This is a genomic window from Gemmobacter nanjingensis (genome assembly GCF_014652195.1).
Lineage (GTDB): Bacteria > Pseudomonadota > Alphaproteobacteria > Rhodobacterales > Rhodobacteraceae > Gemmobacter > Gemmobacter caeni.
In genome coordinates this window covers 141,753-166,703 of record NZ_BMYI01000001.1, presented here as the reverse complement: position 1 = coordinate 166,703, position 24,951 = coordinate 141,753, and the positions used below count along the sequence as shown (strand labels likewise).

Genomic DNA, 24,951 nt, shown 5'->3' with positions numbered 1-24,951 from the left:
GGCGGCTCAGCCCTCCGTCAGCAGTTGATCGGCGATATGGGCGCCAATCGGCAGGGCCGAAGTGGCGGCGGGCGAGGGGGCGTTGCAGACATGCAGCGAATGCCGCCCGCGCAGGAACAGGAAATCGTCGATCAGCCTGCCGTCGCGCGCCACCGCCTGCGCCCGCACCCCGGCGCGGTAGGGCGTGAGGTCGGCGCCGGTGATGCGCGGGCAGTAGCGTTGCACCTTCTTCAGATAGAGGCCGCGCAGCACCGAGGCCGAAAGCTCGGACAGTGCCGGGCCGAGGTTGCGGCCTAGCATGCGCCAGAACCCCGGCCAGCCGAAGGTCGCCACCAGATCGGCGGGCGAGATGTCGGTCTTGGCATAGCCTTCGCGTTTCATGGCCAGCACGGCATTCGGCCCCACGGTGAACCCGCCATCCATCTTGCGCGTCAGATGCACGCCAAGGAAGGGGCGTTCGGGGTCGGGCACAGGATAGATCAGCCGGCGCACCAGATCGGCGGGCTGGTTCCGGATGCGAAAATACTCACCCCGGAACGGGATGATGCGGAAGCCGGGGTCCAGCCCCATCGCCGCCGCCATCCTGTCGGCATGCAGCCCCGCGCAGATCACCGCGCGCCCGGCATGAACCTCGCCCGAAGGCGTGGTCAGCCGGATACCGGCAGCATCCTCGTGGGCTGCGGTGACGCGGGTGTTCAGCCGGATCGCGCCGCCGCGTGCGGTGAACAGATCAGCCATCCGCCGCGCCACTGCGCCGAAATCCACGATGCCGGTATCGGGGGACCACAGCGCCCCGGCGACACGGATATTCGGCTCCCATTCCTGCGCCTCGGTCGCGGCGATTTCGGAAATGGCGATGCCATTGGCCTGCGCGCGCGCCAGCAGGGCGCGCATGCGGGGCAGCTCGTCCTCTCCCGTCGCCACGATCAGCTTGCCGGTCGTTTCATGGGGCAAGCCATGTTCGTCACAGAAGGCGCGGGTGGCCTCGGCACCTTCCCGGCAGAAGCGGGCCTTCAGGCTGCCGGGGGCATAGTAAACCCCGGCATGGATCACGCCGGAATTGCGCCCCGTTTGATGCAGCGCGGGGGCGGCTTCCTTTTCCAGAACCACGATCCGCGCGCCGGGCAGGCGGGATTGCAGGGTCAGCGCGGTGGCCAGCCCCACGATGCCGCCGCCCAGAATGGCAATATCGGCTGTCTCGGTCATTCCGTCGCTCCGCAGGGGGCAAGGCGCAGGGCGCGGCCCGGTGCTGCCCCAATCTCATGGCATGTTCCGGCGCTGTCACACAACCGCCAGCCCGCGCCGGTGGCGCCCGAGGCGGCAAGGTGCAGCTCGGCCAGTTCCGGCAGGTCGGGCACCCAGACCCACCAGCCATTCCGCAGGACGGCGCCGTCGCCCGGCTCCATCCCCGCGCCGGAGCCTTTGACGGCGGCCTCGGCCAGCCGCAGCCCGGTTCCGGTGATGGCCCAGCTTTCGCGCCAGGTGATCTTTTCAACTGAATGCGTCCAGCTCAGTGTGAAGCCGGGCGAGGCGAGGGCGAGTGTCATCGCCCCCGCGATCAGGCAGCTTCCCATGGCTCAGGCCGGGCGGGCGCCGCGCGCGCGCCACATCAGCGCGGCGAAAGCGGCGCAAAGCACGAAGCCTGCGAGGTCCGAGGCCGGAAGCGCCGCGATCAGCGCCGCTGCCGCCACCATGGCCAGCACCCGCTCCCATACCGCGAGCCTGTGACCCAGCCAGCCGATGACCGCAGCCCCCCAAAGCCCGATCGCCAGCACCGCTTTCAGCACGATATAGGCGACGGCGGGAATATAGCCTATTTCCGAGGCCAGCGGCCCGCCCTCCTGCAACATCAGCGCGGGGGTATAGACCGCCATGAAGGGGATCACGAAACCCGCCGCCGCGATCTTCACCGCGTTGAGGCTGATGGTCAGCCCGCGCTCCTTGGCGATGGGGGCGGCGGCAAAGCAGGCCAGCGCCACCGGCGGCGTCAGATCCGCGAGGATACCGAAGTAGAACACGAACATGTGGCTGACGATCAGCGGCACGCCAAGCTCCAGCAACGCCGGCCCGGCGATGGAGGAGGTAATGATGTAGTTCGGGATGGTCGGGATGCCCATGCCCAGCACGATACAGGTGATCATGGTCAGGATCAGGCTGAGGAACAGGCTCTTTTCCCCGACACCCACGATGAACTGGCCGAAGGTATTGGCGGCGCCGGTCAGCGTCATGGTGCCGATGATGATGCCCACCAGCGCGCAGGCGATGCCTACCGGCAGCGCGGTGCGGGCACCATCGGCCAGCGCGTCGCGCACATCGGCCAGCGTCTTGCGGCCTCCCGCGACGAAGATATTCGCGACCACCAGCGCGGCCACTGCCAGCGCGACGATATGGATGCCGAATTTCAGGAAGGCGGCAGCGATGAGGCCCAGCCCGATCCAGAAGATATAGCGGATCGCCCCCGCAGGCAGACCCAGCGCCACCGAGGCGCCGAGGATCAGCATGACGGTCAGCCCCAGCCCCACGGTGCCCGCGAACAGCGGCGTGTAGCCGGAAAACAGCAGCCAGACCAGCACCGCCAGCGGCAGGATCAGGTGCCAGCCCTCGCGCAGCGCCTTGCGCGGCGAGGGCAGTTCCGCCGCCGTCAGGCCGCGCAGGTTCATCCGCCCCGCCTCCAGATGCACCATCCAGAAGGCGGCGGCGAAGTAGAGGATCGCCGGGATCAGCGCGGCCTTCACCACCTCGACATATTCGACGCCCAGCGTCTCCGCCATGATGAAGGCGACCGCGCCCATGACCGGCGGCATGATCTGCCCGCCCATGGAGGCCGTGGCCTCCACCCCGCCCGCGAAGGCGGGGCGATAGCCGAAACGCTTCATCAGCGGGATGGTGAATTGCCCGGTGGTCACCACATTGGCGACGCCCGAGCCGGAAATCGTGCCCATCAGACCCGAGGACAACACGGCGACCTTGGCCGCACCGCCCATCCGGTGCCCGACAAGACCCAGCGAGACATCGGTGAACAGCTTGATCATCCCGGCCTTTTCCAGAAAGGCACCAAACAGGATGAACAGGAAGATGTAGCTGGAGCTTACATAGGTCGGCACGCCATAGATGCCTTCGGTGCCAAAGCCCATATGGTCGATCACCTGCGCGTAATCATAGCCGCGATGATCCAGCGGCGCGGGCAGATGCTGGCCGAACAGGCAATAGGCGAGGAACGTCCCCGCGATCAGGGGCAATGCAGGCCCCATCATGGCCCAGGCGGCGGCGAAGGTCAGCGCGATGGCCAGCGTCCCGAAGGCGATGTCGCGCGGCAGCGGATCACCCGCCCGCATCAGAAGCGGCACATATTCCCACCATTGGTAGAACGCGACCGCGACCCCGGCCGCCGCAAGACCCCAGGCCAGCAGGCGGATCGAGGGTGCGGCCCCTTTGGCCAGCGCCAGCAGCGGAAAGCCAAGGAGCATCAGGAAGCCCACATGCACGGCGCGCACGACCTGGCTTGGCATGTCGATCAGATGCGCGGCAGTGGCGATCTGGAAAGCGGAAAAGACAACGGCGATCCAGAACAGCAGCCTGCCCTGCGCGGAGGGGGGAAAGCCTTCGGCCAGCGGATCGTGAAATGTGGCGTTCGCAGCCTCGGCCGCGGCGGGAGAGGGGGTGGTCATGGCGTCATGCCCTCGGGGGAAATGGGGTCAGGGGTGCGCAACCGGCGCGCACCGCAAGGCGCGCGCCGTGATCGCAGCGGGCAGGCCGGATTACTTGATCAGGCCGACTTCGCGGTAATACCGTTCGGCCCCCGGATGCAGCGGCAGCGGCATGCCCTGCGTGGCCGTTTCCAGCGAGATGGCCTCGGCTGCCTTGTGCGCCGCCACAAGCTGCGGCAGGTGCTCGAACATCAGCTTGGTCATCTGGTAGACGGTTTCTTCCGGCACATCCTCATGCGTGAGGAAGAAGTTGACCACGGCGGCGGTCGGCACATCCTCGGTCTGGCCCTCATAGGTGCCCGCCGGGATGGTGGCCGGAATATAGGGCGCGCCGATCTTTTCCACCACATCGGCGGGAACCGCCACGATGGTCGTCGGCACCGATGTCGCCAGATCCTTCAGCGAGGCAACCCCCAGACCGGCCGATTGCAGCGTCGCATCCAGCTGACGGTTCTTCAGCAGTTCGACCGATTCCGCGAAGGGCAGGTATTCGGTCTTGGCCAGATCGTCATAGCTCATCCCCGCGGCGGCAAGGATGGCGCGGGCATTCAGTTCGGTCCCCGATTTCGCGGCACCGACCGACAGGCTCTTGCCCTTCAGATCGGCCAGCGTCTTGACGCCCGCCTCGGACGAGGCCGCGATCTGGATATAGTTCGGATAGGCAGCGGCAATGCCGCGCAGCTTGGACAGCGGCGCCTTGAAGCCCGCTTCCTCGTTGCCCTCCCAGGCCATCTTGACCGAGTCGCCAAGCGCGATGGCAAATTCGCCCTTGCCCTGTTGCAGCAGGTTCAGGTTCTCGACGCTGGCCTTGGTGCTTTGCACCTGGGTGCGGGCGCCCTCGATCCCGTCGCCATAGATTTTCGACAGCGCGACCCCGATCGGGTAGTACACCCCAGAGGTGCCTCCGGTCAGGATGTTGATGAACTGGTCGGCCTGCACGGCGGCCGGGCTCAGCGCCACGGCACCGGCCAGCATGGCCATGCGGAAACGGCGCAATCCGCCCATGGATTTCGTCATGTGGTATCCTCCCATTGCGGGCCGCATCGGCTGCGGCCTCCGGTTCGGCCCCGTCTCCTCACGGGGTCAACGGGCGAAGGGTTCCACAAAGCGGGCTGGCCTGACAACCGCTCACGGCCGCGTAACAGGCACTTTCGTCGCAATCCGCCGCCAGCGCCGCGGCGGGATTTCGCCAGATCCGGCGCGCGGCCGCTCTTGCCTTCGGGGGCGGCGGGGCTATGGTCGCGCTCCCACATTCTGACGGAGCCATCAGTGATTCAGGACGCCGCGCGCCGCATTCCCCTTGTCATCGCCCGCGAGATCGGGGCGCAGCCCGCGCAGGTCGGGGCCGCCATCGAACTGCTGGACGGCGGCGCCACGGTGCCCTTCGTCGCGCGCTACCGCAAGGAGGTGACGGGTGGGCTGGATGACACGCAGTTGCGCACGCTGGCCGACCGCCTCACCTATCTGCGCGAGATGGAGGCGCGGCGCGCGGCCATCCTCGGGTCGATTACCGAACAGGGCAAGCTGACCGATGATCTGGCCACCAGCATCGCCAGGGCCGAGACCAAGGCCGAACTGGAAGACATCTATCTGCCCTACAAGCCCAAGCGCCGCACCCGTGCCATGATCGCGCGCGAGAACGGCCTTGGCCCACTGGCCGAGGCCATTCTGGCCGACCGTTCCGCCGATCCCGCCGCGCTGGCGGCGGGCTACATCACCGAGGCGGTGCCGGATGTGAAAGCCGCGCTGGAGGGCGCACGCGACATCGTGGCGGAAGCCCTTGCCGAAAACGCCGATCTGCTGGGCCGTCTGCGCGGGCACATGAAACAGGTGTCCGAGATCAAGGCGGGCGTGGTCGCCGGGAAAGAGGCTGAAGGCGCCAAATTCTCGGATTACTTCGATCACCGCGAGAAATGGGAAACTGCGCCTTCGCACCGGGTGCTGGCCATGCTGCGCGGTCGCAACGAAGGGGTGCTGACCCTCGATCTGGAAATTGATGCCGAGGCTCCGCGCGGCCAGTCACCCGCTGAACGTATGTGCGGCGCCGCGCTTCAGGCGGGTAGCACCGGGGCGGGCGACCAATGGCTGCGCGAGGCGGCAAGCTGGGCCTGGCGGGTCAAGCTGAAAACCTCTCTGACGCTCGATCTGATGGGCGAATTGCGCGAACGGGCCGAGGAAGAGGCGATCCGCGTCTTTGCCCGCAACCTCAAGGATTTGCTGCTGGCTGCGCCTGCGGGTGGCAAGGCCACGATGGGCCTCGATCCCGGCATCCGCACCGGGGTGAAGGTGGCGGTGGTGGATGCGACCGGCAAGTTGCTGGCGACCGATACCGTTTATCCGTTCCAGCCGAAGAACGACCTGCGCGGCGCGCAGGTGGCGATTGCGCAGCTGATCGCGAAACACGGGGTGAAGCTGATTGCCATCGGCAACGGCACCGCCAGCCGCGAGACGGAAAAGATGGTGGCGGACCTGCTGGCGCATCTGCCCGGCGAAAAGCCGGTGAAGGTGGTGGTGAGTGAGGCCGGTGCCTCGGTCTATTCCGCGTCGGAAATGGCGGCGAAGGAGTTTCCGGGGCTGGACGTCTCGTTGCGTGGCGCGGTGTCGATTGCCCGGCGGCTGCAAGACCCGCTGGCGGAACTGGTGAAGATCGAACCGAAATCCATCGGTGTCGGCCAGTATCAGCATGACGTGGATCAGCACCGCCTTGCCCGCCAGCTTGATGCGGTGGTCGAGGATGCGGTGAACGCGGTTGGGGTGGATCTCAACACCGCCTCGGCGCCGCTTCTGGCGCGGGTGTCGGGCGTGGGGCCGGGGCTTGCGGAAAGCATCGTGGCGCATCGCGACGCCAATGGCCCCTTCGCCACCCGGCGCGAACTTCTGAAGGTCGCGCGGCTGGGGCCGAAGGCTTTTGAACAGGCGGCGGGCTTCCTGCGCATCACCGGCGGCAAGGAACCGCTGGATGCCTCTTCGGTGCACCCCGAAGCCTATGACGTTGCGCGCCGCATCGTCACCGCCTGCGGCCGCGACATCCGCGCCCTGATGGGGGACAGCGCCGCCCTGAAACGGCTGAACCCGCGCGATTTCATCGACGCGAAATTCGGCCTGCCCACGGTGCAGGACATCCTGTCCGAACTCGAAAAACCCGGCCGCGACCCGCGCCCGAGCTTCAGGACGGCGACCTTCACCGACGGGGTGGAGGATATCAAGGATCTGAAACCCGGCATGATGCTGGAAGGCACGGTGACCAATGTCGCGGCCTTCGGTGCCTTTGTGGATATTGGCGTGCATCAGGATGGGCTGGTGCATGTCAGCCAGCTTGCCGACCGCTTTGTGAAAGATCCGCATGAGGTGGTGAAGGCGGGGGATGTGGTGAAGGTCCGCGTGGTCGAGGTGGACGTGCCACGCAAGCGCATCGGCCTGACCATGCGCAAGGACAGCGCCGACGCCCGCGACAGCGCGCGGGAACGCACCGCCGAACGCGGGCCGCAGGGGCCGAAGGGCGGCAAGCCCGCACCACGCGGGCCGATGTCCTCGGGTCCGAAAGGGGGGGCGGGCGGCGCGGGTGGCAATGCCTTTGCCGATGCGCTGAAGGGCAAATTCGGCCGCTGACCGCTCATCCCTGATCACGGCGCTTCGCAACCTGTCCAAAGGATGCGAGACTGAACTTTTACAGTCTTGCGAAAGGACAGGCCATGACACAGCCCAAGGCAACGCTCTGCCTCTGGTTCGACAGTGAGGCCGAGGCGGCGGCGCGGTTTTACGCCGCCACCTTTCCCGACAGCCATATGGGCAGGGTGCATCGCGCGCCCGGCGATTACCCCTCGGGCAAGGCCGGGGATGTGCTGACGGTGGAATTCACCATCTGCGGTCTGCCCTGCATCGGGCTGAACGGCGGCCCCGCCTTCCCGCAGACCGAGGCATTTTCCCTGCAGATCGCCACAGAGGATCAGGCGGAAACTGACCGGCTGTGGGATGCCATTGTCGGGAACGGTGGCCGGGAAAGTGCCTGTGGCTGGTGCAAGGATCGCTGGGGGATGAACTGGCAGATCACCCCCCGCACCCTGACCGAGGCGCTGGCCGCAGGTGGCGCAGAGGCCGCGCGCGCCTTTGCCGCCATGATGGATATGACCCGGATCGATGTCGCCGCCATCGACGCCGCGCGGCGTGGCTGACGAAGAAAGGGGGCTGTCTGCTCCCTCGCCCCTGCGGGGCTCACCCCCGAGGATATTTTTCGACAGAAAATTTCAGATGTTCCACTCGTCCATTTTCTGTCCGCAAATATCCTCGGGGGGTGAATGAGCCGAAGGCTCAGAGGGGGGCAGACAGCCCCCCTTTCTTCGTCTCAGGCCGCCGAGCCGCCGATGGTCAGCCCGCCGATCATCAGGGTCGGCTGCCCCACGCCCACCGGCACCCATTGCCCGGCCTTGCCGCAATTGCCGATGCCGGGGTCGAGCTTCATGTCATTGCCGATGGCACGGATGTTGCGCAGGGCGGTGGCGCCGTCGCCGATCAGGGTGGCGCCTTTCACCGGGGCGCCGACCTTGCCGTTCTTCACCCGGTAGGCCTCGGTGCAGGAGAACACGAACTTGCCGTTGGTGATGTCGACTTGCCCGCCACCGAAACCCACGGCCCATATGCCGTCTTTCAGATCGGCAAGGATCGCCGCCGGATCGGTGTCACCGCCGAGCATATAGGTATTGGTCATGCGCGGCATCGGGATATGGGCGAAGCTTTCGCGCCGCCCGTTGCCGGTGCTGGCGGTGCCGGTCAGACGGCCATTCTGGCGGTCCTGCATGTAGCCCGTGAGGATGCCGTCCTCGATGAGGACAGTGCGGTTCGAGGGCGTGCCCTCGTCATCGACCGAGATCGAGCCGCGCCGGTCGGGCAGGGTGCCATCGTCCAGCACGGTAACGCCGGGGGCGGCGATGCGCTGGCCCATCAGACCGGCAAAGGCCGAGGTGCCCTTCCGGTTGAAATCGCCCTCAAGCCCGTGGCCAATGGCCTCATGCAGCAGGATGCCGGGCCAGCCGGGGCCAAGCACGATGTCCATGACGCCCGCCGGGGCGGGTTCGGCCTCAAGGTTCACCAGTGCGATGCGCAGCGCCTCGCGTGCGACAGGTTGCCAGTGGCCGGGGTCAAGCAGGGTGGCAAGGCCGAAGCGGCCGCCGCCGCCCATGCCGCCCGACTCGCGCCGCCCCGCCTGTTCGACGATGACCGAGATGTTCAGCCGCGCCATCGGGCGCACATCGGCGAAGCGCAGCCCCTCGGGGCGCAGGATCTCCACCTCCTGCAAACCGGCGCTGATTGTAGCGGAAACCTGGATCACGCGCGGGTCGAGGCCGCGGGCATAGGCGTCGATTTCCTTCAGCACGTCGATCTTGGCGGCGAAGCTCGCGTCCAGCATCGGATCGGCGTCGGTATAAAGCCGTGCATTGGTGCCCTTGGGGGGAGGGGCCATCACGCCGCCGCCGTCGCCCACCGCCAGCCGCACGGTTTCGGAGGCGCGGCGCATGGCGGCTTCGGAGATTTCGGTTGAATGGGCATAACCTGCGACCTCGCCCCGGACGGCGCGCAGTCCGAACCCTTCGGAGGCATCATAAGAGGCGGTTTTCACCCGACCATCATCCAGCACCAGTGCTTCGGAGCGGCGACGTTCCAGAAACAGCTCGCCATCTTCAGCCCCTGCGACAGCCTGTCGCAGTATGGCCAGCGCTGCCGCCGCATCCAGCGACATGTCGAACGGTCGGAAGGCGTTGGCTGTCATGTGAAGTCCTTGATCCATGTCAAACGGCGACCGAGTGTCGCACGGTTTTGCTTGTCGTTTCCTGCCTAATATGGTTTCAACACAAGCAGAAACAACGGGATTCTGCCCGGGCATCGGGCATGGCCGAAAAGCGGACGATAAGCCGCACTTCGAACGGGATAGAAAGATGCGACTCATGAAGAACCTTTCGGGTCTCGCTGCCGGTGTGGCTGCGATGGCCGTCGCGGGCGCCGCCCTGGCTCAGGACCTGCCGGTGCTCGGCCGTCCGGTCGACGGCAAGCTGGGCTTCCAGCCGGCGGCGACGGAACTCGCGGCCGACATCCACTGGCTCGACCACTTCATTCTGGTGATCATCACCGGCATCGTGCTCTTCGTGACGGCGCTGATGGTCTACTGCTTTGTCCGCTTCAACCGTCGCGCCAATCCGAAACCCGCCACCTTCACCCACAACACGCCCATCGAGATTGCGTGGACCGTGGTGCCGATCATCATTCTGCTGGTCATCGGCGGCTACTCGCTGCCGATCCTGTTCAAGCAACAGGAAATCCCGGTGGCTGACATCACCATCAAGGTGACCGGCTACCAGTGGTACTGGGGCTATGAATATGTGCAGGACGGCATCACCCCGGAAAATGACGGCACCGATCCGGTCGCCTTCGAGAGCTTCAAGCTGGAGAAAGACCAGCTGGCGCAATACGGCTACGATGAAACCGACTACCTGCTGGCGACGGATACCGCCGTGGTCGTGCCGGTCGGCAAGACCGTCGTGATGCAGGTGACCGGCGCCGACGTGATCCATTCCTGGACCATTCCGGCCTTCGGTGTGAAGCAGGACGCGGTGCCGGGCCGTCTGGCGCAGCTGTGGTTCAAAGCCGACATCGAGGGTGTGTTCTTCGGTCAGTGCTCGGAACTCTGCGGCAAGGACCACGCCTATATGCCGATCACCGTCAAGGTTGTGTCTGAGGCGAAGTATGCCGAATGGCTCGCCAAGGCCAAGGCAGGCGATGTGCAGCTCTCCTCCATCGCCGCCCCTGCCGCCGTGCAGGTCGCCGCGAACAACTGATAGACTGATGTGACTTTGCGGTCGGGCGGCGGGCCTTCGGGGTGCCGCCGCCCGATCCCACCAGGGGACAGCCGGATATGAGCGATATCCACGCCAACAGCCTCGGCAGCGAGACCGGACCGGCCGAAGCCGGTTTCGGTGATTTCGTGGCGCTTCTGAAGCCGCGTGTCATGTCGCTGGTGGTTTTCACCGCGCTGGTCGGCCTGCTGGTCGCGCCGGTCTCGCTGCATCCGCTGGTGGCCTTCACCTGCGTGTTGTTCATCGCTTTGGGGGCAGGGGCCTCGGGCGCGCTGAACATGTGGTGGGATGCCGATATCGACCAGGTGATGCGCCGCACCAAGGGGCGCCCGATTCCGGCGGGCCTTGTGCAGCCGGGCGAGGCGCTGGGGTTCGGTCTGGCGCTGTCGGGCCTTGCAGTGATGATGCTGTGGCTCGCCGCCAATACGCTGGCCGCGCTGCTGCTGGCCTTCACCATCTTCTTCTATGCCGTCATCTATTCGATGTGGCTGAAACGCTCGACCCCGCAGAACATCGTGATCGGCGGCGCGGCGGGGGCCTTCCCGCCCATGATCGGCTGGGTCTGCGCGACCGGCAGCATCAGCGTCGAGGCGGTTCTGATGTTCATGCTGATCTTCATGTGGACGCCGCCGCATTTCTGGTCGCTGGCGCTGTTCATGAACAGCGATTACGAAAAGGCCGGTGTGCCGATGCTGACCGTGACGCATGGCAAGCGGGTCACCCGCAACCATATCCTCGTCTACACGGTCGCACTTGTGCCCTTCGCGCTGGCGACCGGCTTTACCTCGATCGGCGGGCCGGTCTATCTGGCGGTTTCGGCCGCGCTGAACGCGGGCTTCCTCTGGGGCGCCTGGAAGATCTGGCGCCGGGACGAAGCTGCGGCCGAGGCCGATGGCTATGCCACCGAGAAAGCGGTCTTCAAATTCTCGCTGCTCTATCTCTTCCTGCATTTCGTGGCGCTTCTGGTCGAGGCGGCGCTGCATTCCTATGGTTTCGGAGGCTGGTGACATGGCCACGCTCAAACCCACCCACGACCTGCACCGCCGCCGCTTTGGCCGCAATGTCGGGCTGGGTCTCGTTCTGGTGGCCTTCGTGGTGCTGGTCTTCGGTCTGACCGTCGTGAAGGTTACGCGCGGCGATCCGATGCAGGCCTTCGATCATGTGGTGCGGCCCGAAATGGTGCCGTTGCCGCAGGCTGGCCAGCAGCAGGGGGGAAGCAACTGATGACCAACCGTTCGCCCGGACGCACCGCAGGTCTGCTTGTCGGCGTCGTGCTGACCATGGGCGCGCTCAGCTTCGCGGCTGTGCCCTTCTACAACTGGTTCTGCCGCGTCACCGGCTTTGCGGGCACCACTTCGGTCGCCACGAGCGCACCGGATGTGGTGCTGGACCGTGAGATCCTCGTGCGCTTCGACGCCTCGAAAGAGGCGGGCATGCCTTGGGATTTCAAGCCGCAGCAGCATTCCATGCGGCTGAAGATCGGGGAAACCGGACTTGCCTTCTACGAGGCGCATAACCCGACCGACCGCACCGTGGCGGGCACCGCCAGCTACAACGTCACCCCGGACTCCGCCGGTGGCTATTTCACCAAGATCGCCTGTTTCTGCTTTACCGAGCAGGTGCTGGCACCGGGCGAAACCGCGATCATGCCGGTGACGTTCTACGTCGATCCCGAGATCGTCAAAGACCCGGAAGGCAAATTCGTGCAGGAAATCACGCTGTCCTACACGTTCCACGAAACCGCGCTGCCCGAAAGTCAGGCTGCGCTGGCCGCCCCCCCGACGGGCGCGGTAAACTGACAAGACAACGAGGGACCTCCAATGGCTCACGCCAAGAACCACGATTACCACGTTCTGCCACCGTCGATCTGGCCGTTCCTCGGCTCGGTCGGTGCCTTCGTCATGCTGTTCGGTGCGGTGCTGTGGATGCACGGCTCGGGCCCGTGGATGGGGCTGATCGGCTTTGTCATGGTGCTCTACGTCATGTTCGGCTGGTGGGCCGATGTGGTGAAGGAAGCGCAGGAGGGCGATCATACCCCGGTGGTGCGCATCGGTCTGCGCTATGGCGTGGTCATGTTCATCATGTCCGAAGTGATGTTCTTCGCCGCCTGGTTCTGGAGCTTCTTCAAACACGCGCTTTATCCGATGGGGCCGATGTCGCCCATCGTTGACGGCGTGTTCCCGCCGGAAGGCATCCAGACTTTCGACCCCTGGCACCTGCCGCTGATCAACACGCTGATCCTGCTGTGCTCGGGCGCGGCGGCGACCTGGGCGCACCATGCCCTGGCACATGAGAACAACCGCAAGGATCTGGTGAACGGTCTGGCGCTGGCCATCATCCTCGGTGTGTTCTTCACCATCCTGCAAGCCTATGAATACAGCCACGCCGCCTTCGGCTTTGCCGGCAACATCTATGGCGCGAACTTCTTCATGGCGACCGGCTTCCACGGCTTCCACGTCGTGATCGGCACGATCTTCCTGACCGTCTGCCTGATCCGCGCGCTGAAAGGCCACTTCACCCCGGAGCAGCATGTCGGCTTCGAGGCGGCTGCCTGGTACTGGCACTTCGTGGACGTGGTGTGGCTGTTCCTCTTCGCCGCGATCTACGTCTGGGGTCAGGGCTGATCTCCGGTGCCGGGTCACGCGACCCGGCGCCCTTCCATCCCGGGCGCGGGCCTTGTAAAAGGCGCGCGCTTTTCTTTTTTCCGAGGCTCCGATGACCCGCCGCATGATCCTGCCGCTGCTGTTCGGCCTTGTCGGCTGTGCCATCCTGATTGGTCTGGGCAGCTGGCAGATGCAGCGCCTGCACTGGAAGGAAGGCGTGCTGGCCGAGATCGAGGCGCGCATTGCCGCCGCGCCGGTGCTGCTGCCCGATCATCCCGAATCCCCGCGTGACCGCTATCTTCCGGTGGTGGCCGAAGGGCGGATGACCGGCGAGGGGCTGAAGGTGCTGGCCTCGCGCAAGCTGGTGGGGCCGGGGCACCGGCTCATCGGTGTGCTGGAGACCGGCGGGCGCCGCGTGCTGGTCGATCTGGGCTTCGTGCCGGATGGTGAACCGCTGGACCTGCCGCAAGGCCCCGTGCGCGTGGTGGGCAACCTGCACTGGCCCGAGGAAAAAGACAGCTTCACGCCCGAACCGAATCCGGTGACGGGCCTGTGGTTCGCCCGCGATGTGCCGGCCATGGCGGTCAGGCTTGGCACAGAGCCGACATTGATTGTCGCGCGTGAACCAGTCGTGCCGGAAATCGCGCCGCTGCCGGTCGATACTTCGGGTATTCCCAACGATCATCTGGGCTATGCGCTGACGTGGTTTCTGCTTGCGGTCGCATGGGCGGGGATGACAGTTCTGTTTCTCTGGCGTATCAGACGCCGGAACGCATGAGGCGAGGCGATGCACTATATCTCGACCCGCGGGCAGGCGCCCGTTCTGACTTTCGGCGAAGCGATGATGACGGGGCTGGCGCGTGACGGCGGGCTTTATGTGCCCGAAACCGTGCCGCAGTTCACTGCCGATGACATCGCCGCGCTGGCGGGTCTGCCCTACGAGGAAATCGCCTTTCGCGTGATGCGCCCTTTCATGGGCGATCTGTTTTCGGAAGCCGAGTTTCGCAGCCTGATTGCCAAGGCCTATCAGGGCTTCGGCCATCCGGCGCGCGCGCCGCTCAAGCAACTGGCGCCCAACCATTTTCTGCTGGAGCTGTTCCACGGGCCGACGCTGGCCTTCAAGGATTTCGCCATGCAGATCATCGGCCAGATGATGCAGGCGGCGCTGGCCAAATCGGGTGAGCGCATCACCATCGTCGGCGCGACCAGCGGCGATACCGGCTCGGCGGCCATCGAGGCCTTCAAGGGGCTGGCGAATGTGGATGTGTTCATCCTGTTCCCGCATGGCCGCGTGTCTGAGGTGCAGCGCCGTCAGATGACCACACCGACCGAGGCGAATGTGCATGCGCTGGCGCTGGATGGCGATTTCGATGACTGTCAGGCGCGGCTCAAGGACATGTTCAACGATCATGCCTTCCGCGACGGCGTGCGGCTGGCGGGTGTGAACAGCATCAACTGGGCGCGGGTTCTGGCGCAGGTGGTTTACTACTTCTCGGCCGCGACCAGCCTCGGTGCGCCGCATCGCAAGGTCAGTTTCACCGTGCCGACCGGAAATTTCGGCGACATCTTCGCGGGCTATATCGCGCAGCGCATGGGTCTGCCGATTGCGGAACTGGTGATCGCCACCAACCAGAACGATATTCTGGACCGCGCGCTGAAATCCGGTGTCTATGAGACGAACGGGGTGAAACCCTCGATCAGCCCCTCGATGGACATTCAGGTCTCGTCCAACTTCGAACGCGCGCTGTTCGATGCCTATGGCCGCGACGGCGCCGCCGTGGCGCAACTGATGGACGAGATGAAATCGGGCGGCTTCCGCATCAGCCAGGGCGCGCTGGAAAGCCTGCGCGCCACCTTCGCTTCGGGCCGTTGCTCGGAGAAGGAGACGCTGGCCACCATCCGTGCCGAACGCGCCGCGACCGGCGAGCTTCTGTGCCCCCACAGCGCCGTGGGCGTGAAGGTGGCAGCGGATCATCTGGGCACCGTGCCGATGGTCACGCTGGCGACCGCCCATCCTGCCAAATTCCCCGATGCGGTGGAACAGGCGACCGGCATTCGCCCGGCGCTGCCGCCGCGCATGGCGGATCTGTTCGACCGGCCCGAACGGGTGACGCGGGTGCCGAACGACCTTGCCGCGCTGCAAACCCTCGTCCGCGAAAGGATCGCGCGTTGACGCTTCGCATCACTACCCTGCCCAACGGCTTTCGCATCGTGACCGAGGACATGCCGGGGCTGCAATCGGCCTCGGTCGGGATCTGGGTCACGGCGGGCGGGCGGCATGAACGGGCCGATCAGAACGGCATCGCGCATTTCCTGGAACATATGGCCTTCAAGGGTACTGAAAAGCGCAGCGCCCTGCGGATTGCCGAGGAAATCGAGGATGTGGGCGGCTATATCAACGCCTATACATCGAAGGAAATGACCGCCTATTACGCGCGTGTCCTGTCAGGGGATGTGGCGCTGGCGCTGGATGTGATTTCCGACATCGTGCTGAACCCGGTGTTCGACGCGAAGGAAATCGAGACTGAACGTCATGTGATCCTGCAAGAGATCGGTCAGGCGCTGGATACGCCCGATGACATCATCTTCGACTGGCTTCAGGAAGTCAGCTACCCCGATCAGCCCTTCGGCCGCACCATTCTGGGCCCGACGGAACGGGTGTCCGCCTTTGGTCGCGCCGATCTCCGCCGCTTTGTGGCGGAGCATTATGGCCCGGACCAGATGATCCTCGCCGCCGCAGGCGGGGTGAACCACGACGCCATTGTCGCCCAGGCGACCGAAATCTTCGGCGCCCTGCGCCCGGTCGGTCTGCCGCAGCTGGAAGCCGCGCGCTTCGGCGGTGGGGAGCGGCGCGAGGTCAAGGGGCTGGAGCAGGTGCATTTCGCCCTTGCCTTCGAGGCGCCGGGCTATCGTGACCCCGATGTCTTCACCGCGCAGGTCTATTCCATGGCGATGGGGGGCGGCATGTCCTCGCGTCTGTTCCAGAAGATCCGCGAGGAGCGTGGCCTGTGCTATTCGATCTTCGCGCAATCCGGCGCCTATGAGGATACCGGCTCGATCACCGTCTATGCGGGTACCTCTGAGGACGAGATTGCCGATCTGACAACTCTGACGCTGGACGAGTTGAAACGCGCCGCCGATGACATGACCGAGGCCGAAGTTGCCCGTGCGCGGGCACAGCTGAAGGCCGGGCTGCTGATGGGCCTCGAAAGCCCCTCGGCGCGGGCGGAACGGAATGCCCGCCTGCTGTCGATCTGGGGCCGGGTGCCTGAGGTGGATGAGGCTGTGGCGCGGATTGACGCGGTCTCCACCGCCGATGTCCAGCGCTATGGTGCCGCGTTGACCGGCTCGCGAGTGGCGCTGGCGCTTTACGGCCCGGTGGAACGCGCTCCGGGGCTGGAGGCGATCCGCGACAGGCTCGCCGCCTGATGATCGGCCTGAGGGCAAAGCCGCGGATCGAGACCGAGCGGATGACGCTCCGCCTGCCGACGCATTCAGATTACCGTGCCTGGGCCGATCTGCGACAGGAAAGCGCGGCCTTCCTCGCGCCCTGGGAGCCCGTCTGGGCGCATGATCACCTCAGCCGCAAGGCCTTTACCAACCGCGTCTACTGGGCCAAGCGGGCCGAGGCGCAGGGCACGGCACTGCCGGTCCTGATGATCCGCCGCGACGATCAGGTGCTGCTGGGGGCGATCACGCTCGACAATATCCGCCGGGGTCCGGTGCAGGCCGGGACACTGGGTTATTGGGTCGGCGAGCGCTATGCGCGGCGCGGCTACATGCGCGAGGCGATCCGCGCCATCGTGCATCATGCCTTCACCACGCTGGACCTCAGCCGTATCGAGGCCGCCTGCCTGCCGGAAAACGCCGCCTCGCGTGGGGTACTGGAAAAATGCGGCTTCAAATATGAGGGCGTGGCGCAAAGCTATCTGCAAATCGCGGGCCGCTGGCGCAACCATGTGCTTTACGCCAACCTGCGCAGCGACCGCCGCGGCCGCACCGATGCGGGTTGAGCCGGGGCAAATTTCTTGCAAAGAAATTTGCAAATTCGTTCATAACGAATTTGCGCGCAGATGGAGAGTGTGATGCTCAACCCCGCCGATCCGGGCTTTCTGGCCAGCCTTCCCGAAGAGCTGCTGCGCGCGGTGCGCCCCGCCGATCTGGAAGAGCCGCGCGGTCGCTGGCAGGGGCAGGGTGGGGCTGTGGCGACCCCCCGCAATACGGCCGAGGTCTCTCTGCTGGTGCGCGCCTGTGCAGCGGCGCGGGTCGGCATCGTGCCGCTGGGCGGGGGCACCGGCCTTGTCGGCGGGCAGGTCATGCCGGAAGGCCCCATGCCGCTGATCCTGTCGTTTGAACGGATGACCGCGATCCGCGCAGTTCATCCGCAGGAAAATGTCATCGTCGCCGAAGCAGGCGCCATTCTCGCTGACATTCATGCGGCAGCCGAAGCGCAGGACCGCATGTTCCCGCTGACGCTGGCTTCGCAGGGATCGTCACGGATCGGTGGCAATCTGGCGACCAATGCAGGCGGGGTGAATGTGCTGCGCTATGGCAATGCGCGGGATCTCTGCCTTGGCGTCGAGGCGGTGCTGGCCGATGGTACGGTTTTTCACGGGCTGAAGCGGCTCAGGAAGGACAATACCGGCTATGACCTGCGCCATCTGCTGATCGGCGCCGAGGGCACGCTGGGTCTGATCACTGCTGCCAGCCTGAAGCTATTCCCGCGCCCTGCCGTCACTGGCGCCGCGTTGTTTGTGGTGCCCGATCCGCAGGCCGCGCTGGCGCTGCTTTCGCTGGCTGAAAGCCAGTTGCCCGGCATGGTTTCGGGCTTCGAACTGATCCACCGTCAGGGTCTCGATTTCCTTGCCGAAACCCTGCCTGACCTGCGCCAGCCCTTCGCCGTGGCCCCGGAATGGTGCGTGCTGGTCGACATCGGCCTGCCCGCTGCGCTGGATGCGACCGAGGCGCTGATGTCGCTTTACGAGGCGGCGGGGGAACTGGTGCTGGATGGCGTGATCGCGCAATCCGGAACCCAGCGGCTGGAATTCTGGACGCTGCGCGAAACCATCCCCGAGGCCAACCGGCGCGTCGGTTCGATCTCCAGCCATGATATTTCGCTGCCACTCTCGGCGATCCCGGCCTTTCTGGCCGAGGCCGCGCCTGCGCTGGCGCAACTGGGTGATTTCCGCATCAACTGTTTCGGGCATCTGGGCGACGGCAATCTGCACTACAACGTCTTCCCGGCAAAAGGCCGCCAGCGCGCGGAATATGACGGGCTGCGCGAGGCAGTGAAGACCTGCGTCCACGATCTTGTGCACCGGTTCGATGGGTCGATCAGTGCTGAACACGGCATCGGGCGGCTGAAGGTGAAAGATCTGGAAACCTATGGCGATCCGGTGAAGCTGATCGCCATGCGCGCGATCAAGACGGCGCTGGATCCGCTGGGCATCCTGAACCCCGGTGCCGTCCTGCGCGCCTGACGGCATTTTACCTTAGCGTAAATCTCCATGCCGACAGTGCCGCCTGCATATGGCAGGGCGAAAGCGCCCGGATACCGCTGTCCACGGAAGTCGGCATGAGGGGGCTCGATGCCCCCGAGGGCCGGGCGGGATGAGAAAACCCCGCCGGACATTCGATCCGACGGGGCTGGGGTCAGGATTGGGTCACCTGTGCAAGCAGCGCCCGGGGCCGGTTCCGGCCCCATGACCAAGACTTGCACCGATTCGGGTTAAGGGCGGGTTAACTGCGTTGCCTCACAGCCCTTCAAAGGCACAGAGCGCATGGACCTCCATGCCCATCGTCTCCAGCTTGCGACGGCCGCCCAGATCGGGCAGATCCACCACAAAGGCGCAGCCGACAATCACGCCGCCCAATCGTTCTACCAGCTTGATCCCGGCCTCGGCGGTGCCGCCGGTGGCCAGCAGATCGTCGACCAGCAGCACCTTCTCGCCCGGCTGGATCGCATCGTCGTGCACCTCGACCACCGCCTCGCCATATTCCAGACTGTACGCCTGTGCGATGGTCTGCCCCGGCAGCTTGCCCTTCTTGCGAATCGGCACGAAGCCGGTGGTCAGCTGATGCGCCACCGCGCCGCCCAGGATGAAGCCCCGCGCCTCCAGCCCCACAACCTTGTCGATGCGGGTGCCCGCATAGGGGTGCAGCAACTGGTCGATCGCCATGCGGAAGCCGCGCGGATCGGCGAACAGCGTCGTCACATCGCGGAACAGGATGCCCTCATGCGGGAAATCGACGATGGTGCGGATGTAATCCTTGACGGTTTTCGACATGGGGCCTCTCAGAACAGGTCGGGTTTCACTATCATCAGCCAGAACACGCCGACAAGCGCGCCGAAGGCGGGCCAGCCGAGGACGAACCAAAGCCGGAAGGCCCGGACCGCGGCGGCGGGCAGCGGGCCGGGGGCGGTGGCGCGGGCCAGATCGCGGATGCGGTATTGCAGGACGACCACCGGCAGCCAGCAGGCCAGCGCCAGCAGATAGGCGGCATAGGTCAGCAAAAGCCAGCCTTCGTTCCAGCCGCGCCCGGTTTCCTGCACCAGCCAAAGCCCGGTCAGCGGCTGCACCACGCCCGAGGGCAGGGTGAACAGCCAGTCGGCCACCACTACCCCGGCCGCCACATGCGCGACCACCTCGGCCCGGTTTGACCGCATTGCCCAGACCATTGCAAAGGCCGTGCCGATGCCGGTGCCGAACAGCACGGTGGAAGACAGCACATGCAGCCATTTCGCCAGCAGGTAAGGCTCCATCATCGTTCCTCCACCAGCGCCAGATGCACCAGCAGCAGCGCAAGCACCGGCAGGTTCTTCAGAAGCCCGCCGAACGGATCAAGCCAGAGTGCGGGGGCAAGCAGGGACAGGCCAGCCGTATAGGCCAGAACCAGCGTGATCTGTGCCCTTGCCACCAGCACGGGCCGCCAGTCGCGCAGCAGGGCGACCCCCAGCGCCAGATCAGCGAGCCCGCCCGCTCGGGCCATGGTCAGCGCCAGCCCTTCGGGCAAGGCAGGCAGGTGAGGCAGGAAAGCACTGCCCGGCAGGAACAGGCCCAAACCGGCCGAAACCAGCCACATCATCGCGAGTGTCAGCCGGATCAGCGGTTTCAGCAGGTAAAGCCGCGCCTGCCACAGGTCTTGCGTGCCTGCGGGCCGGGCGAATTGAAAGGCGGTGAAGCCGCGTGGACGAACGGTCAGCCGCGCCAGCAGCGGCGCGGGATCGGTCTGCACGCCCTGTTCAAGCTGCCGCAGCGCGGTGGTGGAGATCGGGCCGAGCCGCAACGCATCGCCGACGCGTCCGACCAGCCGCGCCAGCGCGCCCGGCACGCGCCAGACCGGCACGGGGCGCAGGCCCAGCCAGCGGCGCAGGCCGGTTGCCAGTTCGGATTGGGTCAGAACCTCCGGCCCGCCGATCTCCCACACCCCCGGCTGTAGCTCTGCCAGCATCCCCGCAATCACGACGGCCAGATCGGCGGCATGGATCGGGTTGAACGGTTGCGCGCCTGTTCCCACGACCGGCGTGACGAAGGGCAGGGCGGCGAAGCCGCGCAGCGCCGAGGTGCCGCCATAGCTGGTCTCTGCCATCACCAGACCGGGGCGCAATACCATGGCGCCAGCGGCCAGCGCCACCTGCTCCGACACCCGGCGCCAGCGGGCGAAAGGTGTGTCGGCCTCGATCCCCACCGCCGACACATGCAGGCACGGACCCGCCACCGCCGCCAGCACGGCGCGCAGCGCATGGTCATGCACGGCGGCAAAGGCTTGCTCGTTCCCGGTCAGAAGACCAGCGGCATTCACCAGCGCACAATCCTGCACCTCAGCCCAGAAGCCGGGCGCATGGCTGGCCGGATCGGTCAGATCGGCCCGCAGCGTGCGAAAGCCCATGGCCTGCAAACGCTCCACCCGCCGGGCGGAGGCGATGACCTCATGCCCCGCGTCGCGCAGGGCGAAGGCAATATGCCGCCCGATGAAGCCGTCGGCGCCCAGAACCAGAACCTTCACCCGCATCACCCATGCCTTGATCTCACCCCAGACTACCTACGCGACCCCGCGATTCCAAGCGATGCGCCGTCACAGGGCAATTGCGTCTTTTCCCTGTTGCCCTCGCGTGTTACGCGCGTTCCCGCAGGATTCCCTTGAGGGCGCGGCCGATGTATCAGCTCGAGGAAGAGACCGAAGCCGACTGGTGGGAGGTGGAGGCGCTTTACGACCTTTGCTTTGCGCCGGGGCGAACGGCGCTTTCCTCCTATCGGCTGCGTGACGGCGTGGCGACGGTGGCGCCGCTGTGCCTTGTTTTGCGGGATGAAACCGGCACACTTGCGGCCGCGATCCGCTACTGGCCCGCCGAAGTGGGCGAACATGATGTGCTGCTGCTGGGGCCGGTGGCTGTGCACCCGACGCGTCAGGGTGAGGGGTTGGGCGGCCTTCTGATCAACGAAAGCCTGGCCGAGGCGCGGCGCCTTGGCTGGGAACGGGTGATGCTGGTGGGGGATGCGCCCTATTACAAGCGTTTCGGCTTTAGCAAGCTGGAGGGGGTGGTGATGCCGCCGCCGACCAACCCCGACCGGGTTCTGGGTATCGCGTTGGTGCGCGGGGCCTGGGATGGGGTCACCGGCACAGTGACGAAGGCGCGGTCCTGATCGAAGGCCCATTGCGCAAGGCCGCCGCGCTTCCTACTTTCGGAATATGAGCGACGATCAGTCCCCGGACCCCGCCCCTGAAAGCGCCGATGCGGCGCTGCCCGCGCCCCGGCGCGCGGCCTTCCCCGATTACGAGATTGCCGAGCTTGCCCGGCGTGCGCGTAAGACCAACGGGCCTCTGATGTCTTTGCTTCAAAAGCTGGGCGGTTCGGTGGAGACGCAGATGAACCGGCTGCCCGATGCCGCGCGCAACCGGATCGAGGCGCTGACCATGGCGACGCTGACCCGTGCGCTGGGGGTTGCGGCGCTGGGGCGTCATGCGCCCGATATCGGCCCCGCCGGGGCGCCGCTGGCGGCGGCGATCAGTGGTGCGGCGGGCGGCGCGGGCGGGCTTGCCACTTCCATCGCCGAACTTCCCGTGACCATCACGCTGATCCTGTCGGCCATCCGCAAGGCGGCGGAGGACGAGGGGTTCGACACTGCCGATCCCGCCATTCAGGCAGAGATCCTGCGCTGTTTCGCAGCGGGTACGCCCTCGGGCGGCGATGACGGGGTGAATACTGCGCTCATCGGTGCGCGGCTGACGCTGACCGGACCGGCCCTGCAAAAGCTTATCGCCACGCTGGCGCCGAAGATCGCGGCGGGGCTGAGCCAGAAGCTTGCGGCGCAGGCGGTGCCGGTTCTGGGCGCACTGTCCGGCGCGGCGGTGAACGCGGCTTTCCTGAGCCATTATCGCGAGCTTGCGCGCATCCGCTTTCGCCTGCTGCGGCTGGCGCAGGAGCATGGCGCCGAACGGGTGGTCGCCCGCTTCAACGCGGCGGCCAGCGTGAAGCCGCTGCTGCGGTCGGACTGATCACTCCGGCAAGGTGGCGAGCCAGCCCATCACCGCCGGGCGCACGCTTTCCACGCCTTCCGCCATGGCCGCGGTGACCACCGCGCGCACCTCTCGCAGATCGACCTGACGCAGCAATGATTTCACCGGCCCGATGGAGGCGGGACGCATCGACAGCGTGCCGATGCTCAGCGAGGCAAAGACCATGGCCTCGATGGGCCTGCCCGCATCCTCGCCACAGAAGGAAAGCTGGGCGTTGCTTTCCGCGCAGCGATCCGCAATCAGCCGCAGGAAGCGCAGGAAAGAGGTGTTCAGCGTGTCATAGCGGCGGCGCACCCGTTCATTTTCACGGTCGGCGGCGAAGAAGAACTGCTTCAGATCATTGCCACCGATGGAAATGAAATCGGCGGATTCGAAAAACGCCTTGGGCGCGAAGGCCAGGCTGGGGGTTTCCAGCATCGCACCGATGCGCAGGGTTTCGGGCACGGGATGACCCATGGCCGCCTCGCGGTCGCGCTGGTGCAGCAATTCATTGCGGGCGGTGACGAATTCCTCATGTTCGGAGATGAAGGGGAACATCACGGTCAGGGGGCGCCCCTGTGCGGCGCGCAGCAGCGCCTGCAACTGCATCCGCAGCACGCCGCGTTTGTCGAGACCGACGCGGATCGCGCGCCAGCCCATCGCGGGGTTCGGCTCGTCCTGCGGCTTCATGTAGGGCAGCACCTTGTCCGAGCCGATGTCCAGCGTCCGGAAGGCCACAGGCCGCCCATTGGCCGCATCCATGACGCGGGCGTACAGCTTGGCAAGCTCGTCCCGTTTCGGCATCTGGTTGCGGATCAGGAATTGCAGCTCGGTGCGGAACAGGCCCACGCCCTCGGCCCCCGAATTCTCGATCGAGGGCAGATCGGCCATCAGGCCCGCATTCATGTAAAGCCGGGTCACCGTGCCGCAGCGCGATTCCGCAGGCAGGCCGCGCAGGCTGGCATAGCGCTCCTGCGCCTTGGCCTGCATCGCCATCTTGTCGCGGAAACTGCGCACCACCACCTCGTCCGGGCGCAGATGCACAGTGCCACTGTCGCCGTCGACGAGGATCGGATCGCCGTTCAGCGCCTCGGAGGTGATGCGTTCGGCATGGATGATCAGCGGGATGACCAGCGCGCGGGCAACGATGGCAGCATGGCTGCCGACCGAGCCTTCCTCCAGAACCACGCCGCGCAGTTTGCGGCCGTATTCCAGAAGTTCGGCGGGGCCGATGTTGCGGGCCACCAGAATCGGGTTTTCCGGCATGGTCGCGCCGGTATCCTGCCCCTGTCCGGTCAGGATGCGCAGCAAGCGGTTTGACAGGTCGTCCAGATCGTTCAGCCGTTCGCGCAGATAGGCGTCGGGCACCTGTTCCAGACGGGCGCGGGCTGCGGATTGTTCCTTTTCCACTGCCGCTTCGGCCGACAGGCCGCGCTGGATATCCTCTTCCATCCGGCGCAGCCAGCCACGCGAGCGGGCGAACATGCGATAGGCTTCCAGCACCTGCCGCTGATCCTTGTCCAGCGACTCCGCGCTCAGCAGATCGTCGATGGAGATGCGCAACTGGCCCACCGCGTCGCGGATGCGGTCGATCTCGGTCAGCGGATCGTCGGCCACCGGATTGGTGACGACGACGCGCGGCTCGTGCAGCCAGACATTGCCTTCGGCCGTGCCTTCCTGCCCGGTGCCGCCGCGAAAGATGCGCGGCTGTCGGTGCAGGGCGCCGGGGCCTTCGCCTTCGCCGACGAAGGCGCCAAGCTCGGTCATCTCGGCCAGCACCATGGCCACGACTTCCAGCGCATAGACCTCATCATCCGAGAACTGCCGCGCCGTGCGGGACTGCACGACCAGAACGCCCAGCTTTTCCCCGACCCGCTGGATCGGCACGCCGAGGAAGCTGGAAAAGAGTTCCTCGCCGGTTTCCGGCATGTAGCGGAAGCCGCGCTCTGACGGCGCATCGGCCGCATTGACCGGCGTCGCGGTCCGCGCGACGCGCCCGACCAGACCTTCACCCACCTTCATGCGGGTCTGGTGGACGGCCTCTTTCTTCAGCCCCTCGGTCGCACAAAGCTCCAGCGTATCCTCGTCGCGGAACAGGTAGATCGAACAGACTTCGGTCCCCATGGAATCGGCGATCAGATGGGTGATGCGGTCCAGCCTGTCCTGGCCCTTGCCGGGCAGGGCAAGGCTGTCGCGCAGGCGGCGGAGGAGTTTGCGGCTGTCGCTCTCGCTGCGTTCGGGCATGTTTGGGGGTGCCGTCCTTCTGGATGCCTTTGCCCCCTTTAATCACAGCACGCG

General features: G+C 66.0%; 23 protein-coding genes. 14 read left to right on the top strand and 9 right to left on the bottom strand.

The genetic code is table 11. The annotated features are described in order from the left end of the window. Positions 1–6: 6 nt before the first annotated feature. The 4 genes from lhgO to IE126_RS00840 form a co-directional block, all read right to left on the bottom strand. A complete protein-coding gene (lhgO, locus tag IE126_RS00855; RefSeq protein WP_189379919.1) occupies positions 7–1,206 on the bottom strand; it encodes an L-2-hydroxyglutarate oxidase in 1,200 nt (399 codons plus the stop codon). Further along, complete coding sequence (locus IE126_RS00850; protein ID WP_189379918.1) at positions 1,203–1,574, bottom strand: DUF1850 domain-containing protein; 372 nt, start codon at positions 1,572–1,574, stop codon at positions 1,203–1,205. Before IE126_RS00850 ends, lhgO begins: the two co-directional genes overlap by 4 nt. A 3-nt stretch (positions 1,575–1,577) precedes the next feature. Then, positions 1,578–3,668 (bottom strand): TRAP transporter permease, encoded by a 2,091-nt coding sequence (locus IE126_RS00845; protein ID WP_189379917.1) that lies wholly within the window; start codon positions 3,666–3,668, stop codon positions 1,578–1,580. 90 nt (positions 3,669–3,758) lie between these two features. Further along, a complete protein-coding gene (locus IE126_RS00840; protein ID WP_407645958.1) occupies positions 3,759–4,724 on the bottom strand; it encodes a TAXI family TRAP transporter solute-binding subunit in 966 nt (321 codons plus the stop codon). A 252-nt stretch (positions 4,725–4,976) separates the two neighbouring features. Here IE126_RS00840 and IE126_RS00835 point away from each other — a divergent pair, with 252 nt between their 5' ends. Both IE126_RS00835 and IE126_RS00830 read left to right on the top strand, forming a co-directional pair. Then, the gene (locus tag IE126_RS00835; RefSeq protein ID WP_189379916.1) at positions 4,977–7,316 is read left to right on the top strand and encodes a Tex family protein; all 2,340 of its coding nucleotides are present in this window, start codon (positions 4,977–4,979) and stop codon (positions 7,314–7,316) included. Positions 7,317–7,399: 83 nt separating this feature from the next. Beyond that, the gene (locus IE126_RS00830) at positions 7,400–7,879 is read left to right on the top strand and encodes a VOC family protein (RefSeq protein WP_054303742.1); all 480 of its coding nucleotides are present in this window, start codon (positions 7,400–7,402) and stop codon (positions 7,877–7,879) included. 170 nt (positions 7,880–8,049) lie between these two features. Here IE126_RS00830 and tldD read toward each other — a convergent pair whose 3' ends face one another. Continuing rightward, complete coding sequence (gene tldD, locus IE126_RS00825; RefSeq protein WP_189379915.1) at positions 8,050–9,471, bottom strand: metalloprotease TldD; 1,422 nt, start codon at positions 9,469–9,471, stop codon at positions 8,050–8,052. A 175-nt stretch (positions 9,472–9,646) separates the two neighbouring features. Here tldD and coxB point away from each other — a divergent pair, with 175 nt between their 5' ends. The 10 genes from coxB to IE126_RS00775 all read left to right on the top strand — a co-directional run bounded on the left by coxB (position 9,647) and on the right by IE126_RS00775 (position 18,635). Beyond that, positions 9,647–10,534, top strand: a complete 888-nt coding sequence (gene coxB / locus IE126_RS00820; RefSeq protein ID WP_054303740.1) for a cytochrome c oxidase subunit II — start codon at positions 9,647–9,649, stop codon at positions 10,532–10,534. Positions 10,535–10,611: 77 nt separating this feature from the next. Further along, positions 10,612–11,559: a heme o synthase gene (gene cyoE / locus IE126_RS00815; RefSeq protein WP_189379914.1), complete on the top strand. Its 948-nt coding sequence runs from the start codon at positions 10,612–10,614 to the stop codon at positions 11,557–11,559. A 1-nt stretch (position 11,560) separates the two neighbouring features. Then, positions 11,561–11,776, top strand: coding sequence for a hypothetical protein (locus tag IE126_RS00810; protein ID WP_054303739.1), 216 nt, complete (start codon positions 11,561–11,563; stop codon positions 11,774–11,776). Beyond that, positions 11,776–12,351, top strand: coding sequence for a cytochrome c oxidase assembly protein (locus IE126_RS00805; RefSeq protein ID WP_189379913.1), 576 nt, complete (start codon positions 11,776–11,778; stop codon positions 12,349–12,351). The genes IE126_RS00810 and IE126_RS00805 overlap by 1 nt, the downstream gene beginning before the upstream one ends. Positions 12,352–12,372: 21 nt before the next feature. After that, positions 12,373–13,176 (top strand): cytochrome c oxidase subunit 3, encoded by an 804-nt coding sequence (locus IE126_RS00800; protein ID WP_054303737.1) that lies wholly within the window; start codon positions 12,373–12,375, stop codon positions 13,174–13,176. Between the two features lie 91 nt (positions 13,177–13,267). After that, the gene (locus tag IE126_RS00795) at positions 13,268–13,933 is read left to right on the top strand and encodes an SURF1 family protein (protein WP_189379912.1); all 666 of its coding nucleotides are present in this window, start codon (positions 13,268–13,270) and stop codon (positions 13,931–13,933) included. Between the two features lie 9 nt (positions 13,934–13,942). Continuing rightward, positions 13,943–15,328, top strand: a complete 1,386-nt coding sequence (gene thrC / locus IE126_RS00790) for a threonine synthase (protein WP_189379911.1) — start codon at positions 13,943–13,945, stop codon at positions 15,326–15,328. Then, a complete protein-coding gene (locus tag IE126_RS00785; RefSeq protein WP_189379910.1) occupies positions 15,325–16,584 on the top strand; it encodes a M16 family metallopeptidase in 1,260 nt (419 codons plus the stop codon). The genes thrC and IE126_RS00785 overlap by 4 nt, the downstream gene beginning before the upstream one ends. Next, positions 16,584–17,168, top strand: coding sequence for a GNAT family N-acetyltransferase (locus IE126_RS00780; RefSeq protein ID WP_054303733.1), 585 nt, complete (start codon positions 16,584–16,586; stop codon positions 17,166–17,168). Before IE126_RS00785 ends, IE126_RS00780 begins: the two co-directional genes overlap by 1 nt. A gap of 72 nt (positions 17,169–17,240) precedes the next feature. Then, positions 17,241–18,635 (top strand): FAD-binding oxidoreductase, encoded by a 1,395-nt coding sequence (locus IE126_RS00775; protein ID WP_189379909.1) that lies wholly within the window; start codon positions 17,241–17,243, stop codon positions 18,633–18,635. Positions 18,636–18,908: 273 nt separating this feature from the next. Here the strand turns inward: IE126_RS00775 and IE126_RS00770 are convergent, their stop codons facing one another. The 3 genes from IE126_RS00770 to IE126_RS00760 are packed head-to-tail and all read right to left on the bottom strand — an operon-like array spanning position 18,909 to position 21,168. Continuing rightward, on the bottom strand, positions 18,909–19,442 hold the full coding sequence (locus IE126_RS00770; RefSeq protein ID WP_108129427.1) for an adenine phosphoribosyltransferase: 534 nt from the start codon (positions 19,440–19,442) through the stop codon (positions 18,909–18,911). Between the two features lie 8 nt (positions 19,443–19,450). Continuing rightward, positions 19,451–19,921 carry a DUF2269 family protein gene (locus IE126_RS00765; RefSeq protein WP_229825141.1) on the bottom strand — a complete coding sequence of 157 codons (471 nt, stop codon included), beginning with the start codon at positions 19,919–19,921 and terminating at the stop codon, positions 19,451–19,453. Further along, on the bottom strand, positions 19,918–21,168 hold the full coding sequence (locus tag IE126_RS00760) for an SDR family oxidoreductase (protein WP_189379908.1): 1,251 nt from the start codon (positions 21,166–21,168) through the stop codon (positions 19,918–19,920). The genes IE126_RS00765 and IE126_RS00760 overlap by 4 nt, the downstream gene beginning before the upstream one ends. 143 nt (positions 21,169–21,311) lie before the next feature. Between IE126_RS00760 and IE126_RS00755 the strand changes: the two genes are divergently transcribed. Both IE126_RS00755 and IE126_RS00750 read left to right on the top strand, forming a co-directional pair. Continuing rightward, positions 21,312–21,800 (top strand): GNAT family N-acetyltransferase, encoded by a 489-nt coding sequence (locus IE126_RS00755; protein WP_054303729.1) that lies wholly within the window; start codon positions 21,312–21,314, stop codon positions 21,798–21,800. A gap of 46 nt (positions 21,801–21,846) precedes the next feature. After that, positions 21,847–22,653: an EcsC family protein gene (locus tag IE126_RS00750; RefSeq protein WP_108129430.1), complete on the top strand. Its 807-nt coding sequence runs from the start codon at positions 21,847–21,849 to the stop codon at positions 22,651–22,653. Here IE126_RS00750 and ptsP read toward each other — a convergent pair whose 3' ends face one another. Beyond that, positions 22,654–24,897, bottom strand: coding sequence for a phosphoenolpyruvate--protein phosphotransferase (gene ptsP, locus IE126_RS00745; protein WP_189379907.1), 2,244 nt, complete (start codon positions 24,895–24,897; stop codon positions 22,654–22,656). Between the last annotated feature and the right edge of the window lie 54 nt (positions 24,898–24,951).

Excerpts from the sequence above, each read along its gene's own strand:
- IE126_RS00810 (WP_054303739.1), top strand. The coding sequence starts at position 11,561 with ATGGCCACGCTCAAACCCACCCACGACCTGCACCGCCGCCGCTTTGGC.
- IE126_RS00800 (WP_054303737.1), top strand. The coding sequence starts at position 12,373 with ATGGCTCACGCCAAGAACCACGATTACCACGTTCTGCCACCGTCGATC.
- ptsP (WP_189379907.1), bottom strand. The coding sequence starts at position 24,897 with ATGCCCGAACGCAGCGAGAGCGACAGCCGCAAACTCCTCCGCCGCCTG.
- IE126_RS00770 (WP_108129427.1), bottom strand. The coding sequence starts at position 19,442 with ATGTCGAAAACCGTCAAGGATTACATCCGCACCATCGTCGATTTCCCG.
- IE126_RS00805 (WP_189379913.1), top strand. The coding sequence starts at position 11,776 with ATGACCAACCGTTCGCCCGGACGCACCGCAGGTCTGCTTGTCGGCGTC.
- cyoE (WP_189379914.1), top strand. The coding sequence starts at position 10,612 with ATGAGCGATATCCACGCCAACAGCCTCGGCAGCGAGACCGGACCGGCC.
- IE126_RS00760 (WP_189379908.1), bottom strand. The coding sequence starts at position 21,168 with ATGCGGGTGAAGGTTCTGGTTCTGGGCGCCGACGGCTTCATCGGGCGG.
- IE126_RS00845 (WP_189379917.1), bottom strand. The coding sequence starts at position 3,668 with ATGACCACCCCCTCTCCCGCCGCGGCCGAGGCTGCGAACGCCACATTT.
- IE126_RS00830 (WP_054303742.1), top strand. The coding sequence starts at position 7,400 with ATGACACAGCCCAAGGCAACGCTCTGCCTCTGGTTCGACAGTGAGGCC.
- IE126_RS00755 (WP_054303729.1), top strand. The coding sequence starts at position 21,312 with ATGTATCAGCTCGAGGAAGAGACCGAAGCCGACTGGTGGGAGGTGGAG.
- coxB (WP_054303740.1), top strand. The coding sequence starts at position 9,647 with ATGAAGAACCTTTCGGGTCTCGCTGCCGGTGTGGCTGCGATGGCCGTC.
- IE126_RS00840 (WP_407645958.1), bottom strand. The coding sequence starts at position 4,724 with ATGACGAAATCCATGGGCGGATTGCGCCGTTTCCGCATGGCCATGCTG.
- tldD (WP_189379915.1), bottom strand. The coding sequence starts at position 9,471 with ATGACAGCCAACGCCTTCCGACCGTTCGACATGTCGCTGGATGCGGCG.
- IE126_RS00765 (WP_229825141.1), bottom strand. The coding sequence starts at position 19,921 with ATGATGGAGCCTTACCTGCTGGCGAAATGGCTGCATGTGCTGTCTTCC.
- thrC (WP_189379911.1), top strand. The coding sequence starts at position 13,943 with ATGCACTATATCTCGACCCGCGGGCAGGCGCCCGTTCTGACTTTCGGC.
- lhgO (WP_189379919.1), bottom strand. The coding sequence starts at position 1,206 with ATGACCGAGACAGCCGATATTGCCATTCTGGGCGGCGGCATCGTGGGG.
- IE126_RS00775 (WP_189379909.1), top strand. The coding sequence starts at position 17,241 with ATGCTCAACCCCGCCGATCCGGGCTTTCTGGCCAGCCTTCCCGAAGAG.
- IE126_RS00780 (WP_054303733.1), top strand. The coding sequence starts at position 16,584 with ATGATCGGCCTGAGGGCAAAGCCGCGGATCGAGACCGAGCGGATGACG.
- IE126_RS00795 (WP_189379912.1), top strand. The coding sequence starts at position 13,268 with ATGACCCGCCGCATGATCCTGCCGCTGCTGTTCGGCCTTGTCGGCTGT.
- IE126_RS00750 (WP_108129430.1), top strand. The coding sequence starts at position 21,847 with ATGAGCGACGATCAGTCCCCGGACCCCGCCCCTGAAAGCGCCGATGCG.
- IE126_RS00850 (WP_189379918.1), bottom strand. The coding sequence starts at position 1,574 with ATGGGAAGCTGCCTGATCGCGGGGGCGATGACACTCGCCCTCGCCTCG.